This window comes from Methyloversatilis sp. (assembly GCF_051861465.1).
Lineage (GTDB): Bacteria > Pseudomonadota > Gammaproteobacteria > Burkholderiales > Rhodocyclaceae > Methyloversatilis.
In genome coordinates this window covers 79,677-95,965 of the sequence record NZ_JBHYCQ010000008.1, presented here as the reverse complement: position 1 = coordinate 95,965, position 16,289 = coordinate 79,677, and the positions used below count along the sequence as shown (strand labels likewise).

The 16,289-nt window shown below is 65.4% G+C and carries 15 protein-coding genes; 9 read left to right on the top strand and 6 right to left on the bottom strand.

What is annotated here, in order from left to right; genetic code table 11:
- Positions 1–103: 103 nt before the first annotated feature.
- The 8 genes from ACTIFF_RS12920 (at position 104) to ACTIFF_RS12885 (ending at position 10,110) form a co-directional block, all read left to right on the top strand.
- Positions 104–1,447: a M48 family metalloprotease gene (locus ACTIFF_RS12920; RefSeq protein ID WP_439537196.1), complete on the top strand. Its 1,344-nt coding sequence runs from the start codon at positions 104–106 to the stop codon at positions 1,445–1,447.
- Between the two features lie 180 nt (positions 1,448–1,627).
- Positions 1,628–2,755 (top strand): TRAP transporter substrate-binding protein, encoded by a 1,128-nt coding sequence (locus ACTIFF_RS12915; protein WP_439537195.1) that lies wholly within the window; start codon positions 1,628–1,630, stop codon positions 2,753–2,755.
- A gap of 97 nt (positions 2,756–2,852) precedes the next feature.
- Entirely contained in the window at positions 2,853–3,455 is a 603-nt protein-coding gene (locus tag ACTIFF_RS12910) for a TRAP transporter small permease subunit (RefSeq protein WP_439537194.1), read from the top strand.
- On the top strand, positions 3,452–5,458 hold the full coding sequence (locus tag ACTIFF_RS12905) for a TRAP transporter large permease (RefSeq protein WP_439537193.1): 2,007 nt from the start codon (positions 3,452–3,454) through the stop codon (positions 5,456–5,458). The genes ACTIFF_RS12910 and ACTIFF_RS12905 overlap by 4 nt, the downstream gene beginning before the upstream one ends.
- Before the next feature lie 74 nt (positions 5,459–5,532).
- Positions 5,533–6,828 carry an MFS transporter gene (locus ACTIFF_RS12900; protein WP_439537192.1) on the top strand — a complete coding sequence of 432 codons (1,296 nt, stop codon included), beginning with the start codon at positions 5,533–5,535 and terminating at the stop codon, positions 6,826–6,828.
- Positions 6,825–7,787 carry an AEC family transporter gene (locus ACTIFF_RS12895; protein ID WP_439537191.1) on the top strand — a complete coding sequence of 321 codons (963 nt, stop codon included), beginning with the start codon at positions 6,825–6,827 and terminating at the stop codon, positions 7,785–7,787. Before ACTIFF_RS12900 ends, ACTIFF_RS12895 begins: the two co-directional genes overlap by 4 nt.
- Positions 7,788–7,877: 90 nt before the next feature.
- Positions 7,878–9,341, top strand: a complete 1,464-nt coding sequence (locus ACTIFF_RS12890; protein ID WP_439537190.1) for an NAD-dependent succinate-semialdehyde dehydrogenase — start codon at positions 7,878–7,880, stop codon at positions 9,339–9,341.
- 10 nt (positions 9,342–9,351) lie between these two features.
- On the top strand, positions 9,352–10,110 hold the full coding sequence (locus ACTIFF_RS12885) for a class I SAM-dependent methyltransferase (RefSeq protein ID WP_439537189.1): 759 nt from the start codon (positions 9,352–9,354) through the stop codon (positions 10,108–10,110).
- 43 nt (positions 10,111–10,153) lie between these two features.
- Here the strand turns inward: ACTIFF_RS12885 and ACTIFF_RS12880 are convergent, their stop codons facing one another.
- From ACTIFF_RS12880 to ACTIFF_RS12855, 6 genes are all read right to left on the bottom strand, one after another.
- Complete coding sequence (locus ACTIFF_RS12880) at positions 10,154–10,543, bottom strand: hypothetical protein (RefSeq protein ID WP_439537188.1); 390 nt, start codon at positions 10,541–10,543, stop codon at positions 10,154–10,156.
- 79 nt (positions 10,544–10,622) lie between these two features.
- Entirely contained in the window at positions 10,623–11,021 is a 399-nt protein-coding gene (arfB, locus tag ACTIFF_RS12875; protein WP_439537187.1) for an alternative ribosome rescue aminoacyl-tRNA hydrolase ArfB, read from the bottom strand.
- Between the two features lie 100 nt (positions 11,022–11,121).
- Positions 11,122–11,865, bottom strand: coding sequence for a Crp/Fnr family transcriptional regulator (locus ACTIFF_RS12870; protein ID WP_439537186.1), 744 nt, complete (start codon positions 11,863–11,865; stop codon positions 11,122–11,124).
- A 313-nt stretch (positions 11,866–12,178) separates the two neighbouring features.
- Positions 12,179–13,552, bottom strand: coding sequence for an NAD(P)(+) transhydrogenase (Re/Si-specific) subunit beta (locus ACTIFF_RS12865; protein WP_439537185.1), 1,374 nt, complete (start codon positions 13,550–13,552; stop codon positions 12,179–12,181).
- A 13-nt stretch (positions 13,553–13,565) separates the two neighbouring features.
- Positions 13,566–13,841: an NAD(P) transhydrogenase subunit alpha gene (locus ACTIFF_RS12860; RefSeq protein ID WP_069040710.1), complete on the bottom strand. Its 276-nt coding sequence runs from the start codon at positions 13,839–13,841 to the stop codon at positions 13,566–13,568.
- A gap of 28 nt (positions 13,842–13,869) precedes the next feature.
- Positions 13,870–15,000, bottom strand: a complete 1,131-nt coding sequence (locus ACTIFF_RS12855) for a Re/Si-specific NAD(P)(+) transhydrogenase subunit alpha (RefSeq protein WP_439537184.1) — start codon at positions 14,998–15,000, stop codon at positions 13,870–13,872.
- A gap of 184 nt (positions 15,001–15,184) precedes the next feature.
- Between ACTIFF_RS12855 and corA the strand changes: the two genes are divergently transcribed.
- Positions 15,185–16,276: a magnesium/cobalt transporter CorA gene (gene corA, locus ACTIFF_RS12850; protein WP_439537183.1), complete on the top strand. Its 1,092-nt coding sequence runs from the start codon at positions 15,185–15,187 to the stop codon at positions 16,274–16,276.
- The last annotated feature ends 13 nt before the right edge of the window (positions 16,277–16,289 follow it).

Below are 16,289 nucleotides of genomic sequence, written 5' to 3'. Positions count from 1 at the left end.
CTGGAAGCTTGATCTTGAATCTGAAGCGAAGTGTCGTCAGCGCCATGTCGCATCGAACCGTTGTGGTGTCCGCGCAGACTGATGATCGAAAGGACCGAAACACATGTCACATGACCGCTACTTCCGCCGCGAAATGTCGCGCCGCGACTTCCTCTGGTTGTCCGGCATCGCCGGCGCCGCGGTAACGCTGCCTCAGCTGACCGGCTGTGCGACCGACCCGATCACCGGCAAGCAGGTCGTCGTCGGAATGTCCGAGGAAGGCGAACTGGGCATCGACCGCCAGCATTCGCCGAAGCAGTTCTCGGCCGACTACGGCGCGGTACAGGACAACGCCCTGAACCGCTACGTGAACAACCTCGAACTGTCGCTGGCGAAGAACACGCATCGGCCGGAGGTGCCGTACAACGCACGCGTCGTGAACGCCAATTACATCAACGCCTACACCTTCCCCGGCGGCAGCATGGCGGTCACGCGCGGCATCATGCTCGACATGGACAGCGAGGACGAACTGGCCGCCCTGCTCGGCCACGAGACGGGCCACGTCAATGCCCGTCACAGTGCCAAGCAGGCCGGCCGTTCGATGATTGCCCAGGCCGGCGCCACGGCGGTGAATGTCGCGGTGGCGATGTCCGACTACCGGGGCGCCGCACCGCTGGCCAATATCGCGACCCAGGTCGGCGCCAGTGCGCTGCTGGCCGGCTACTCGCGCAGCGACGAGCGCCAGGCGGATGCGCTGGGCCTGGAATACATGACCAAGGCCGGCTACAACCCGGACGGCATGGTGAATCTGATGGACATGCTGCGCAGCCAGAACAAGGCCAAGCCCAGCCTGCTGCAGACCATGTTCTCGTCGCACCCGATGTCCGACGAGCGCTATGCCACCGCCGAACGCGAGGCGCAGGGCACTTATGGTTCGCTGCGCAACAAGAAGCTGTCGCGCGAACGCTACATGGACAACACGGCGTCGCTGCGTCGCATTGCGCCCGCCATCAAGGCGCAGCAGGACGGTGAGTCGCTGATGGCGAAGAAATCGATCGAAGAGGCGGAGGGCAACTTCGCGAAGGCATTGAAGGTCGCGCCGGACGACTACTGCGGCAATGTGCTGATGGGCAAGTGCCTGATTGCGCAGAAACAGTATGAAGATGCCGACCGCCATTTCGCACGCGCTGCGGAGGTCTATCCCGGCGAAGGCCAGGCGCTTTACCAGCGCGGCGTGTCCAGGCTGGCGCTGAACCGGCCGCAGGAAGCGCTGGCATCGTTCAATGCCTACGACCGCATCCTGCCGGGCAACCCGTCGACGCTGTTCCTGAAGGGTGTTGCCTACGAATCGATGCAGGACAAGCGCAACGCCAGCCAGCACTACGCGGCCTACATCCGCAGCGGCAACAAGGACGCGCAGGCGCAGTTCGCCTTTCAGCGATTGCAGAACTGGGGCCTGGTGAAGTAAGGAAACCGTAAGGCAGAAAATATACGGTGCGCGCGCCTGCGCAGCGACGCTGCACTGCGCCTTGTGGTGGCCGGTACGCCGGGGTTAGCATCACCGGGCGTCGTAGCTGTACGGCACACGGCGAGCATTGCACCGCACAGCAGGATGCGGTCACAACAACGACGATGAGGAGAGCAAGACATGTCCGAACAGAACAAACCCCAATCAGCCCGCAGAAATTTCCTGGCCAGAGCCGCCGGCACCGCAGCCGGTACGGCGGCAGTCGCCTTCCCGAGCATTTCGGTCGCCCAGTCGCCGATCACACTGCGCTTTCAGTCCACCTGGCCGGCAAAAGACATCTTTCACGAATTCGCCCAGGACTACGCCAAGCTGGTCAATGAAATGTCGGGTGGCCGCCTGAAGATCGACGTGCTGCCCGCCGGCTCGGTGGTGAAGGCGTTCGACCTGCTGGATGCGGTCAACAAGGGCACGCTCGATGGCGGCCACGGCGTGATCGCCTACTGGTACGGCAAGAATTCCGCGCTTGCGCTGTGGGGCTCCGGCCCGGCCTTCGGCATGGACGCCAACATGTTGCTGGCGTGGCACGAATTCGGTGGCGGCAAGGCGCTGCTGGAAGAAATCTACAAGAGCCTCAACATGGACGTCGTGTCCTACATGTACGGCCCCATGCCGACCCAGCCGCTCGGCTGGTTCAAGAAGCCGGTGTCCAAGGCGGAAGACATGAAGGGCCTGAAGTTCCGTACCGTCGGCCTGTCGATCGACGTGTTCACCGACATGGGCGTGTCGGTCAATGCATTGCCTGGCGGCGAAATCGTGCCGGCGATGGACCGCGGCCTGCTCGATGCGGCCGAGTTCAACAACGCGTCCAGCGACCAGGTGCTCGGCTTCCCCGATGTGGCCAAGGTGTGCATGCTGCAGAGCTTCCACCAGGCGTCGGAACAGTTCGAAATCCTGTTCAACAAGAAGCGCCTGGAGGCGCTGGCGCCCGACCTGCGCGCCATCATCGCGTCGGCCGTTCCGGCTGCTTCGGCCGAAATGTCCTGGAAGGCGATCGACCGCTACTCGACCGCCTACCAGGAAATGCGCGACAAGCAGGGCGTGAAGTTCTACAAGACGCCGGACCCGATCCTGAAGGCGCAGCTGGCCGCATGGGACAAGGTGACCGAGAAGAAGGCGTCGGAAAATCCGCTGTTCGCCAAGGTGCTCGAATCGCAGCGTACGTTTGCGAAGCGCGCCGCGGCCTGGCAGAACGACACCACCGTCAATTTCCGCATGGCGTACGACCACTTCTTCTCGAAGAAGGGCTGAGCCCCGGCGATAGCCAACAGACCGGCGCTACCGAACGGGGCGCCGGTTTTTTCATTTCGGGCATCGATGCGCGTGCCTGCCGGATCAGGAAACCGCCATGCAACAACTGCTGCTGCGCATAGATCGATTCAACACCCTGGTCGGACACGCCTTTGCGTGGACCGTGGTGCTGCTGACGCTGGTCATCACCTGGGAAGTGTTTTCCCGCTACGTGCTGAATTCGCCGCACGCCTGGGTGTTCGACGCCACCTACATGCTGTACGGCACACTGTTCATGATGGCCGGCGCCTACACGCTGGCGGCGAGCGGTCACGTGCGCGGCGACGTGCTGTACGGCTTCTTCCGGCCGCGCACCCAGGCCACGCTGGACCTCATCCTGTACTTCGTGTTCTTCATTCCGGGCGTGCTGGCGCTGTGCTGGGCCGGCTGGGACTTCGCGTCCGAATCCTGGGTGATCAACGAACATTCTTCGGTGTCGGCCGACGGCCCGCCGATCTACCCGTTCAAGGCCATCATTCCGCTGGCCGGTGCCTCGCTGATGCTGCAGGGCGTGGTCGAAATCCTGCGCTGCATCATCTGCATCCGCCAGGGTGAATGGCCGTCGCGCGTGCGCGACGTGGAGGAGGTCGACGTCGAAAAGCTGCGCCACATGGTGCACGCCGATCTGCCTGAAGAGGCGCCGGCCGGGAGCGCAAAATGAGAAAGGAACTGCGTTTCGGCTTCGGCCTGATGGCGATCATCATCGCCGCCACGGCCATCCTGATGCCCGCGCCGTCGGAATGGACGACCGGCCACCTCGGCCTGCTGATGCTGGCGCTGGTCGTGGTGGCCATCATGCTGGGCTTTCCGACCGCGTTCACGCTGATGGGCATGGGCGTCATCTTCGCCTGGCTCGCCTACCGCTCGCAGAACCCGGACATCGCAACCCAGCAGACGCTGGACCTGATGGTGCAGCGCGCGTTTTCGGTCATGACCAACGACGTGCTGATCTCGATTCCGCTGTTCGTGTTCATGGGCTATCTGGTCGAGCGCGCCAACCTGATCGAAAAGCTGTTCAAGAGCCTGCATTTGGCGATGTCCCGCCTGCCCGGATCGCTGGCGATCGCCACGCTGGTGACCTGTGCCATCTTCGCCACCGCCACCGGCATCGTCGGCGCGGTGGTCACGCTGATGGGTCTGCTGGCGCTGCCGGCCATGCTGCGCGCCGGCTACGACGTGCGCCTGTCGGCCGGCGTCATCACGGCCGGTGGCTGCCTCGGCATCCTGATTCCACCGTCGGTCATGCTGATCGTCTACGGCGCGACGGCTGGCGTGTCAGTGGTCAAGCTGTATGCCGGGGCCTTCTTCCCCGGCCTGATGCTGGCTGGTCTGTACATGGTGTACGTGATCATCATGGCCAAGCTGCGCCCCGACTGGGCGCCGCCGCTGCCCGAGGCCGAACGCCACGTTCCGCTGCCGGCACTTGCGTCGCAGGTGGCGCGCCAGTACGGCTCGCGTGCCCTGCCCTCGCTGCTGGCTGCGTTGAAAGGCCCACGCAACGCCGATGTGCCGATGGGCAATCTGCTCGGCCAGCTCGGACTCGCGCTGCTGCCGCTGATCGCGGTGACGGTATCGCTGTTCGCCATCCACGGCTCGATGACGGCGGTGAAGGTGATCGACGAAGTGCCGGCCGGTCTTGAATCGTTCGAAAGCAGCTATTCATCGTCAACACTGGCCGAACCGGACAGCGATGGCGGGCTGGCAGAGCCGCCGGCCGAAGGCGGACTGGGCGAACCACCGCTGGAATCGGGACTGTCCGAGCCGCCCGAGGCGGGCGTATCCGAGCCACCGCAGGAAGCAGGTCTCGCGGAACCGCCCGGAGCGGCGCCCATGGCCGCCGAAGCGCCGGCTCCCTCACTGGCCGAACCGGGTGCCGAAACGCCCGCTGCGAACGACGCCGTCGCCGCGCCGACCGCCCCATCGAGCTTCTGGATTGCCTGCGCCATCTGCGCCGTGCTGCTGATTGCGTTCTACGCCATCCTCAGTTTCGAGCGGCTGGAAATCTTCAAGATGCTGCTGTCGTCCTTCTTTCCGCTGGCCGTGCTCATCCTGGCGGTGCTCGGTTCCATCGTGTTCGGACTGGCGACACCGACCGAGGCGGCGGCGATCGGCGCCTTCGGCGGCGCGCTGCTGGCGGCGGCCTACGGCCAGCTGAATTTCGGGGTCATCAAGGAGTCGGTCTTCCTGACCGCCAAGACCTCGGCCATGGTGTGCTGGCTGTTCGTCGGCAGCGCCATCTTCTCGGCCGCGTTCGCGCTGCTGGGCGGACAGGAGCTGGTGGAGAATTTCGTGCTGTCGATGGATCTGACCCCGATCCAGTTCATGATCCTCGCGCAGTGCATCATCTTCATCCTCGGCTGGCCGCTCGAATGGACCGAAATCATCGTCATCTTCATGCCGATCTTCGTGCCGCTGCTGGCGCACTTCAACATCGACCCGCTGTTCTTCGGCCTGCTGGTGGCGATCAACCTGCAGACCGCCTTCCTGTCACCACCGGTGGCGATGTCGGCCTTCTACCTGAAGGGCGTCGCGCCGTCGCACGTGACCCTGAACCAGATCTTCGCCGGCATGCTGCCCTTCATGGGCATCCAGGTGATCATGCTGATCCTGCTCTACATGTTCCCCGGCATCGGCCTGTGGCTGCCGAACTATCTGTACAACTGACGTAACCGTCACAGCACGCTGCGGAGGTGCCGATGCACCTCCGCATTCCTGCTGCGCCACGTAAAATCCGATCGATGCCTCCTGCAGAACCGAATCGACTGCTGGTCCGCCTGCGCTGGACCGCCTTCCTGCTGCTCGCCTGCTCCTATGTGCTGGTGTTCTTCCATCGCACCGCGCCGGCCGCCATCGCGGGCGAGCTGACGCGCGACTTCGCGGTGGGCCCGGCGTCTCTGGGCATCCTGGCCGCCAGCTACTTCTGGATCTACACGGTGATGCAGATCCCGACCGGCGTGCTGATGGATACGCTCGGGCCGCGTCGCATCGTGGCGTTCGGGGGCGTCATCGCCGGCATTGGTTCGATCATCTTCGCCCAGGCGGATTCGCTGTTCGTCGCCGTGGTCGGCCGCGCACTTGTGGGGCTGGGCGTGTCCTTTCCATTTCTGGCACTGCTCAAGATCAACGCCGCCTGGTTTCCGGAAAGCCGCTTCGCCACGATGAGCGGGCTGACCCAGTTCATCGGCAACCTCGGGGCGGCCGTCGCGGCGACGCCCTTGGCCTGGCTGGTGGGCGTGGTGTCGTGGCGCTCCGTGTTCGTGTCGCTGGGCCTGCTGTCGATGCTGCTGGCGGTGCTGACCTGGCTGCATGTGCGTGACCGGCCGGAAGACGCCGGCCTGCCGTCATTGCGCGAGCTGTCCGGCAAGCCGGCGCATGCGCCACTGGCCGACGACTGGAAAGCCGGACTGCGGCGCGTCGCCGGGAACCGTTCAACCTGGCCCGGGCTGTTCGTCAATCTGGGCATCGCCGGCAGCTTCTTTTCATTCGCCGGCCTGTGGTGTGTGCCCTGGCTGATGAAGGTTCAGGGCATGGATCGCGCGCTGGCGGCGCAGCACGCCACCCTGATGCTGGTCGCCTTTGCCGTCGGCGCGCTGTTCATCGGTCGCCTCTCCGACCGGCTGCGCCGGCGCAAGAGCGTCATGCTGGTAGTCGGCACCGTCTATCTGCTGTGCTGGCAGCCACTGACCCAGGGCATACCGCTGACACCGCTGGCCAGCCATGCGCTGTTCGCGCTGCTCGGCATGTCGGCCGCCGCCTTCACACTGAGCTGGGCCAGCGCAAAGGAGGTGAATCCGCCGGCGCTGTCGGGCATGGCCACCAGCGTGGTCAACGTCGGCTGCTTTCTCGGCGCCGCCATCCAGCAGCCGCTGGTCGGCTGGGTGATCGAACGCGAGATCGGCGGCCCGGGCGAGCCGACCGCTGCCGCCATGGCGTCCGGCATGTCGGTGTTCGTCGTCGCTGCGCTGATCGGTCTGGCCGGTGCGGCCCTGGTGACCGAAACGCGCGGCCGCAATCTGACCGAGGTGCAGGCGTGACGCTGGGCAGCACTCTGCTCGGCCTGATGGTGCAGGTCATGCTGCCGCTGTCGCTGCTGGTCGCGGCCGGTGGCTGGTGGGCGATGCGCATGGGCGAGGGTCACGATGCAGGCGTGCTGCGCGCACAGCTGAACCGGCTGGTGCTCTACCTGTTCTATCCGGCCATCCTGTTCGCGGTCGCCGCCAGCACGCCGATCAGCTTCGAGTTGCTGACGGTGCCGCTGCTGGTCGGCATCGGCACGCTGGCCAATGGCGCGCTGCTCTATGTATTGCTGTGGAAGACACGGCTGGGCGCCGGATTGCACGACACAACGCGCGCGTCGCTGATGCTCGGCGGCATGTTCGGCAACACCTTCAACGTCGGCGCCCCGGTGCTGGAGTTCTTCTTCGGCGCCGGCGCCATGCGCTACGCCATCTTCAACGACATGTTCATGACCATGCCGGTCGTGTGGACGCTGGGCGTGTGGATCGCCACCCGGCTCGGTTCGCATGCCGACGGCGAACGCCCGGACGTGCTGCGCACCGTGTTGATGATGCCGCCGATCTGGGCTTTCGCGCTCGGACTGGGCGCGCAGTACAGCGGACTGGCCTACCCGCCGCTGATCGAGGCGGCGCGCTTCATCGGTCAGGCGGCCATCCCGGTCATCGTGTTCGTGCTCGGCATGACCATTCCCTGGCGCCGGCTGGTGCCGCGCACCGAAGTGCTGGTCGCCGCATCGGTCAAGCTGCTGGTCGCACCGCTGCTGATCTGGGCCATCGTGCTGCTGTGGTCCGACGCGCCGACCGAAGCGCAGCGCGCCTCGCTGGTCGAATGCGCCACCCCGACCTTCATGACCTCGCTGCTACTGGCCGAGCGCTTCAAGATCGATGCCGCCGCCTCGGCACTGCTGATCGGCTGGAGTACGCTGCTGTTCTGGCTGTCGCTGCCGCTGCTGATGGCGCTCGGGCTGTTCGGGTGAGAATCGGATGCAAGCTGCAAGATTCAAGCAGCAAGCATAAAGCGGTTGGGCCTTTCCTGTCGTGGCAGCCTCCAACTTGAGTCTTGCATCTTGAATCTTGTATCTGCGCTGCTTCGCAGCGCCAACCTGATCGACGGCCAGTGGATCGCGGCCGACGAAGGCGCCACGCTGACCGTGCGCAATCCGGCGACCGGCGAATGGCTGGCCGACGTGCCCCGCTGTGGCGCTGCGGAAACCGCCCGGGCGATCGACGCGGCTGCACGCGCCCTGCCCGGCTGGCGCGCACGTACCGCCGCGGCACGCGCCGGCGTGCTGCGTGACTGGTTCGCACTGATCCTGGCGCACGAAAAGGCGCTCGCGGCACTGATCACGGCCGAGGGCGGCAAGCCACTGGCCGAGTCGCGCGGCGAGGTCAAGTACGGCGCCTCCTTCGTCGAGTGGTTTGCCGAAGAAGGCAAGCGCGTCTATGGCGACACCATTCCTTCGCCGGCGTCCAACACCCGGCTGCTGACGCTGCGCCAGCCGGTCGGCGTGTGCGCCGCCATCACGCCGTGGAATTTCCCGCTGGCGATGATCACGCGCAAGGTTGCACCGGCGCTGGCGGCCGGCTGCACGGTCGTCGTGAAGCCGTCGGAACTGACGCCACTGACGGCGTTTGCGCTGGCTGAACTGGCCATGCGCGCCGGTGTGCCGCCGGGCGTGCTCAACGTGATCACCGGCGATCCGGCACGGATCGGCGACGCCCTGTGCGCAGATCCGGCGGTACGCAAGCTGTCCTTCACTGGCTCTACGGCGGTCGGCCGGCGGCTGATGGCGCAGTGCGCACCGACCTTGAAACGGCTGTCGCTCGAACTGGGCGGCAACGCACCCTTCATCGTGTTCGACGACGCCGATGTCGATACCGCAGTGCAGGGCGCGCTGGCAGCCAAGTACCGAAACAGCGGCCAGACCTGCGTGTGCGCCAATCGCTTCTTCGTGCAGTCCGGCGTACATGAAGCCTTCGTCGCCGGCCTGGCCGACGCGTCGGCGCGGCTGGTGGTCGGCGACGGCGCCGATCCGGGTGTCGAACAGGGGCCGCTGATCAACATGGCCGGACTCGAGAAGGTCGAGGCGCTGATCGCCGATGCGAAGGCGAAGGGTGCGCGGGTGCTGTGCGGCGGACGCCGCCATGCGCTCGGTGGCACCTTCTTCGAACCGACCGTGCTGGCCGATGTGACCCCTGCGATGCACATCGCACGCGAAGAGGTGTTCGGCCCGGTGGCGCCGGTGTTCCGTTTCGATTCCGAAGCGCAAGCCATCGCGCTGGCCAACGACACCGAATCCGGACTCGCCGCCTATTTGTATACACGCGATATCGGCCGCGGCTGGCGCGTCGCCGAAGCACTGGACTTCGGCATGGTCGGCCTGAACACCGGACGCATATCGAACGAAGTCGCCCCGTTCGGTGGCATCAAGCAGTCCGGCTTCGGGCGCGAAGGGTCGAAACACGGCATCGAGGACTATCTCGACATCAAGTATCTGTGCGTCGACATCGGCCACGCACCTGCCGCGTAACCGTCGAACCATGACTGCCACGTTCGCCGATCATTTCGCCACGCTGGCCAGCCAGTACGCCAGCAGCCGCCCGACCTATCCGCCGGCACTGTTCGACTGGCTGGCCGACCGGTGCGCCGCGCGCGACTGCGTGTGGGACTGCGGCACCGGCACCGGTCAGGCGGCGGTCGATCTCGGCCGCGTGTTCGAGCGGGTCATCGCGACCGACGCCAGCGCCGCCCAGATCGCCGAAGCCACCCCGCATGCACGCGTCGACTACCGGGTTGCACCCGCCGAGGCGTCGGGGCTGGACGATGCATCGGTGGATCTGGTCGTCGTCGCCCAGGCGCTGCACTGGTTCGATCTCGACCGCTTCTACCCTGAAGTGCGGCGGGTACTGAAGCCGGGTGGCGTGATCGCGGCATGGTGTTACGGCGTGCTGCATGTCGGCGACGAAGGCGACGCAGTGGCCCCCCTCGTGCAGCACTTCTATCGCGATGAGGTCGGCCCCTGGTGGCCCGCCGAACGACATCATGTCGAAACGGGATACCGCGATCTGCCTTTCCCGTTTCCGCTGCTGCCCGCACCGGACTTCGCGCTGTCGGCGCGCTGGACGCCGGCGCAGCTGCTCGGCTACCTGCGCAGCTGGTCGGCCACCGCGCGCTTCAAGGCCGCGCATGGCTTCGATCCGGTGGAACGGCTGTCGGTCGCGCTGCACGCCGCCTGGGGCGACCCGGACATGGCGCGGACGATCAGCTGGCCGCTGTCGCTGCGCGTCGGCGTACGTTAGGGACTGTTGCCATTGAATCGCGCGCCGCGTTTGCAGCCGCCACTCAGCGACGCGCGAAGCGGGCGCTCACGGCAGGCGCCCAGCTCGACGCAATCACGGCACCGGCGAGCATGAATTCGAGATTGACGAACAGGTATTCCAGCGGCGGGTAGGCGGTCGCGCCATCCCACGGCACGCAGCCCGCCAGCGCGACAACGGCGAACAACGGGCGCGCCCAGCGCCGGAACAGCAGCAGGCCGGCCGTCGAGATCGATGCCAGCGCCAGATAGACCATGCCGCCGGTGCCGGTCATCCAGCTGGTTTCGTCCTGCGCCGCAATGTACCCGCGGAGCGGCTCGGGCAGATCAGCTGCGGTGGCGATATGCGACACGACCGCCAGTACCACGCACAGCAGGTAGAGCGCGATCAGCAGGCGGAAAAGTCCGGGCGTCACGGCGTGTCGGTGCAGTGCATGAAGAGCGACGGACGCCGGCACGGCGCAGCACGACGCGGCATGGGGTGTCCGGCCGTGCTCATTCGTCGCCGCCCCGCCGACCGGCCTTGATCGCCGAGCGGTGCGTCTTGCCCGCCAGCCTTCGTTCGATCGCCGCGCGGCCGGGCCGCGTCGGACGGCGTGTCTTTGCGACATGGGCGGCTGTGCCGATCAGTTCGTCCAGGCGGCGCAGGGCCTCGGCACGGTTCTTCTCCAGACTGCGGAAGGTCTGCGCCTTGATCACCACGACGCCTTCATGGGTGATGCGCTGATCGCCGAGCACGAGCAGGCGCGCCTTCAGTTCGTCCGGCAGCGACGAGGCGCCGATGTCGAAGCGCAGATGCGCCGCGCTCGATACCTTGTTGACGTTCTGACCGCCGGCACCCTGGGCGCGAATGGCGGTGAATTCGATCTCATCCGGCAGCAGGGTGTAGGGCATGCGCATGAGGCAGGGCAAGCGTTCGGCAATGCTGGATTGTGCCCCGGACCCGTGCGTCGTACACCACCGGGGCATCGACCGGACGGTCCGGGGCGGCGTATCAGTTCCTGCGCTTGCGCGCCGGCAACAGACGGTCGTACTCCTCCTTCACGACGCCGTAGCACTCGCACACGCGCTTTTCCATCTTCGAGCGCTTGACGACGGTGATGAGGCCGCGCGAGCGCTCGATCAGGCCTTCCTTCTCCAGCAACCCCAAGGTCTGCGTCACGCTTTCGCGCCGCACGCCGAGCAACTTGGCGACCCGCTCCTGTGTGACGGCCAGCTCGCAGCCGTCGAGCCGGTCGATGCTCATCAACAGCCAGCGGCACATCTGCTGGGCCAGTTCATGGTGCTGGTTGCACACTGCGTTCTGCGCCGTCTGGCTGATCATCGCCTGCGTGAACAGCAGCGCCAAAGCCTGCAGATGACCGCCGAGCCCGAATTCGTTCTGCATCACCTTGCGACTGAGACGGTAGGCCTGACCGGCGCTCTGCACTTCGGTACTGGTCGGCATGCTCTCGCCGCCCATGAAGATCGAAATGCCGACCATGCCCTCCTTGCCGACCAGCGCGGTTTCGCTGGAAGAACCGTCTTCCAGCGAATAGAGCAGCGACACGATGCCGGCGACCGGAAAGTGCAGGAAATTCACGTGATCGCCGGATTCCGACAGGGTCCAGCCTATCGGCATCTCGACAAGTTCAAGATCGGGCAGCAGGCGCGCGAGGTCCTTGTCAGGCAGTGATGCAAGTATCCGGTTCGCCGTCGGATCGGGCGGCGATGCACTTTCGGAATCTTTTTTCGACATGGCCTGTCCCTTCCAGGGTGGGTTGGAGTGTGTAGACGTTCGGAAAACAGCGCGAATGGAAGGCGTGTCGCACTGCACCGCAGGCCGCTCAAGGCGACGCATCGGGGATGATCCGCGCCGAGGCCCGTCATGCGTATAGCCCTAATCGGGCCGGGTGACAACCCGCGGATTCCCCGGGCCGGTTGTCGGCTCATGAAGGACGTCCGCCGCGAACCGGTCTTTGGCCAGCGCAGCGAACGTGCGCCGGGCATTCGATACATAAAAAACCGCGTGCCGCTTGCGCGGACACGCGGTTTCACGGGGTGCCGGCCGATCAGCTCAGCGACTTCACGTGGCCGATCATTTCCGACACGACACCCTGCGCCGAGCCATAGCACAGGCGGCAGTTCTCTTCGAAGAACAGCGCGTTCTCGATGCCGGAATAGCCGGCGCCCTTGCCGCGCTTGATCACGATGACGTTCTGCGCCTTGTCGGCGTTCAGGATGGGCATGCCGTAGATCGGGCTGGTCTTGTCGGTGCGGGCCACCGGATTCACGACGTCGTTGGCGCCGATGACCAGTGCCACGTCGGCCTGCGAGAACTCTTCGTTGATTTCTTCCAGGTCGAAGATCTGCTCGTAGGGCACGCCGGCTTCGGCCAGCAGCACGTTCATGTGGCCCGGCATGCGGCCCGCCACCGGGTGGATGGCGAACTTCACCTCGACGCCCGCCTCTTCCAGCAGCTTGGTCATTTCATAGACCTTGTGCTGCGCGCCGGCCACCGCCATGCCGTAGCCGGGCACGATGATGACCTTCTGCGCGTAGCGCATCATCGAGGCGGCATCCATCGACGAGCATTCCTTCATCGTGCCGGTCGGGCCCGAGCCCGCCTGCGCTTCGCCGGTGATCGGCGAGAACAGGATGTTGGTGATCGGGCGGTTCATCGCCTTGGCCATCAGCTGTGTCAGCAGCGTACCGGCGGCACCCACGACGATGCCTGCGATGATCAGCGCCGGAATGCCCAGCACATAGCCTTCGAAGCCCACGGCCAGACCGGTGAAGGCATTGAACAGCGAAATGACCACCGGCATGTCGGCGCCACCGATCGGCAGCGTGATGATGACGCCCAGCACCAGCGACAGCACGAAGAACGTGATGATCTGGGTCGGCGTCGGGTCGCCGCTGACCACGATGCCGACGCCCACCAGAATGGTGACCAGTGCCAGCACGATGTTGACGGCGTTCTGCGCCGGCAGCCGCCACGCCTTGTTCATCAGACCCTGCAGCTTGGCGAACGCCACGCAGGAACCCGAGAACGACACGGCGCCGATCAGCGCGCCCAATGTGGCCAGCGTCGTGAACACCACGCCATGCACGCCCCCGCGCGCAAATTCGAGCGCGGCGATCGCTGCGGCGGCACCGCCACCCATGCCGTTGTAGATGGCGACCATCTGCGGCATGTCGGTCATCTTCACCACCTTGCCCGACCACCAGGCTGCGACGCCGCCGATGACGATGGCGAGGATGATGAGCCCGAAGTTCTGCATGCCGGGCGTGAAGAAGGTGACCAGGGTGGCCACCACCATGCCGATGCCTGCCCACACGATGCCCTTGCGAGCGGTCACTGGCGAGGCCATGGCCTTGAGGCCGAGGATGAACAGTACGGCGACGACGAAATAGGAGGCGTCGACCAGGAGTTTTGCAGTCACGTTGTCGGCTCCCTCAGTTCTTCTTGGTGAACATGGCGAGCATGCGCTCGGTCACGACATAGCCGCCGGCAGCATTCGCCGCGCCCAGCACCACGGCGATGAAGCCGATGGCGAGCTGCAGCGGATCTTCCGGATCGGCATGGCCGAGCACGACCATGGCACCGACGAGCACGACGCCGTGCACGAAGTTGGAACCCGACATCAGGGGGGTGTGCAGGATGACCGGCACACGGGCAATCACCTCATAACCGGTGAAGGCGGCGAGCATGAAGATATAGAGCGCTTCCATCATTCGATCCTTTCTTTTTTGGGCGGGCTCAGAGGCCGAACACCTTCTTCACCATCGTGTGACGCACCTCACCACCGTGGGTGAGCGCGGTACCGGAGATCACATCGTCGTCCCAGTCCGGCGCGAACTGACCGTCCTTGACGAAAGGTGACAGCAGGTTGAAAAGATTCTTGGCATACATGTCCGACGAATGCACCGGCATGCGCGACGTGATGTTCGTCGGGCCGATGACCAGGGCGTTGCCCACATGCACCGACTGGCCGGCGATCGTGCCGTCGACGTTGCCGCCCGATTCGCACGCCATGTCGACCACGATGGCGCCGGCCTTCATGCCCTGCACCATGTCGAGCGTGATGATGCGCGGCGCACGCTTGCCCGGGATGGCTGCGGTCGTGATGAGCACGTCGGCGTTGGCCACCGCCTTGCCCAGCTTCACGGCCTGCTGCGCCTTTTCCTCTTCGGTCAGTTCGCGCGCGTAGCCGCCCGCACCGGCTGCCGACACGCCGGTATCGACGAACTTGGCACCGAGCGACTCGATCTGTTCCTTCGTTTCCGGCCGCACGTCATAGGCTTCGACGATGGCACCGAGCCGCTTTGCCGTGGCGATGGCCTGCAGGCCGGCCACACCGGCACCGATCACCAGTGCGCGAGCCGGACGGATCGTGCCCGCAGCGTAGGTCAGCATCGGAAAGAACTTCGGGCACTGCCCGGCAGCGATCAGCACGCATTGATAGCCGGCCACGGCGGCCTGCGACGACAGCGCGTCCATGCTCTGGGCGCGCGAAATGCGCGGCACCAGTTCGACCGCAAAACTCGTGATGTTGCGCTCGGCCAGCCGCACGGCGCGCGCGCGGTCGGCATAGGGCTGCAGGAAGCCGGTCAATACGGCACCCGGCTTCAGCGACTCGATCTGCATATTGGTCGGCACGCCGACCCGCAGCACGATATCGGACTGCGTGTGGATCGCTTCGCTGCTGTCCACGATGGTTGCGCCCGCGGCGACGTAGTCCTCGTCGCTGTAATGGCTGCTTGCACCTGCGCCGGTCTGTATCTGTATCGCGGCGCCCAGTGCGGCAAACTTCTTGACCACTTCGGGCGTCAGCGCCACGCGCTGTTCGCCCTCGGCCGACTCCTTCGGCACACCAATGGTGACTGCCATGTACCCTCCCCCGTAATGAACTTCCTGCGCTGAACATCGTGCTGACGGGCCGCGTCGATGGCGCGGCGGTGCCGATGTTTCTGGATGCCCGGGCGGTCGCCGAAAGCGGCCCCCCGGCCGGCTTCGCATACTATCCTCAGGCAGCGCAGTGCGCAGGGGGGTATACCAAAATAAAGGTTTACTTATGAATCGACAAACCACGCCGAAACGAGCCCGCGGCGCGTCACGCCGGTCCAGCAAACGCGGCCTGGCACCGGGCTCGGTGGTGTTCATCGGCGCGACGCGCGAACAGGCGGCCGGCATCTCGCTGATCGAGTACGGACCGGACGCGTTGCAGGAAACCCGCTTCACGTCGCTCGAACAGTCGCGTCAGCATGAGGCCACGCTGCCGCTGCGCTGGCTGAACGTCTATGGCGTGCACGACACCCGCGTGCTGGCCGAAATCGGCCAGCGTTTCGGGCTGCATCCGCTGGTGCTGGAAGACATCGCCAACACCGAACAGCGGCCCAAGGTGGAAGACTACGGCGACCAGCTGTTCATCGTCGCGCGCGTGCTTCAGCTGTCGGATGACGGTCACACGCTGTCATCGGAACAGTTCAGTCTGGTGCTCGGCACTGATTTCCTGCTCAGCTTCCAGGAACGTCCGACCGGCAGTTTCGAACCGGTGCGCGAGCGGCTGCGCAAATCGCTGGGCAGCCTGCGCAACAGCGGCATCGACCTGCTGGCCTACAGCCTGATCGATGCCGTGGTGGACAACTATTTCGGCGTGATCGAGCGCATCGACGACCGGCTTGATCGACTGGAAGAAGCGCTGTTCGAACACCCGGCGAGTGCACAGATCGCCACGCTGCACGAGGCGAGGCGCGACACCATGGCGCTGCGACGCGCGCTGTGGCCGTTGCGCGAAGTGATCAGCAGCCTGCAGCGCGGCGACCATCCGCTGGTGACGCCGGAAACGCGTGTCTATCTGCGCGACGTGCAGGACCACCTGACATTCCTGATCGAATCGGTCGATGCGATGCGCGAAACGCTGTCCGGTCTGCTGGATGTGTACCTGTCGGCGATGAGCCAGCGGGTGAATCAGGAGGTGCGCATCCTGACCGTGATCACCACGCTGTTCATGCCGGCGGCGCTGGTGGCCGGTGTGTTCGGCATGAATTTCCGCCACATGCCCTGGCTGGATTCACCGCATGGCTTCCTGCTGGCACTGGCGCTCATGACCGGCATTGCGGCGCTGCTCGGCATGCTGTTCTGGCGCCGGCACTGGATGGACTGAGCCGTTGCGGCCA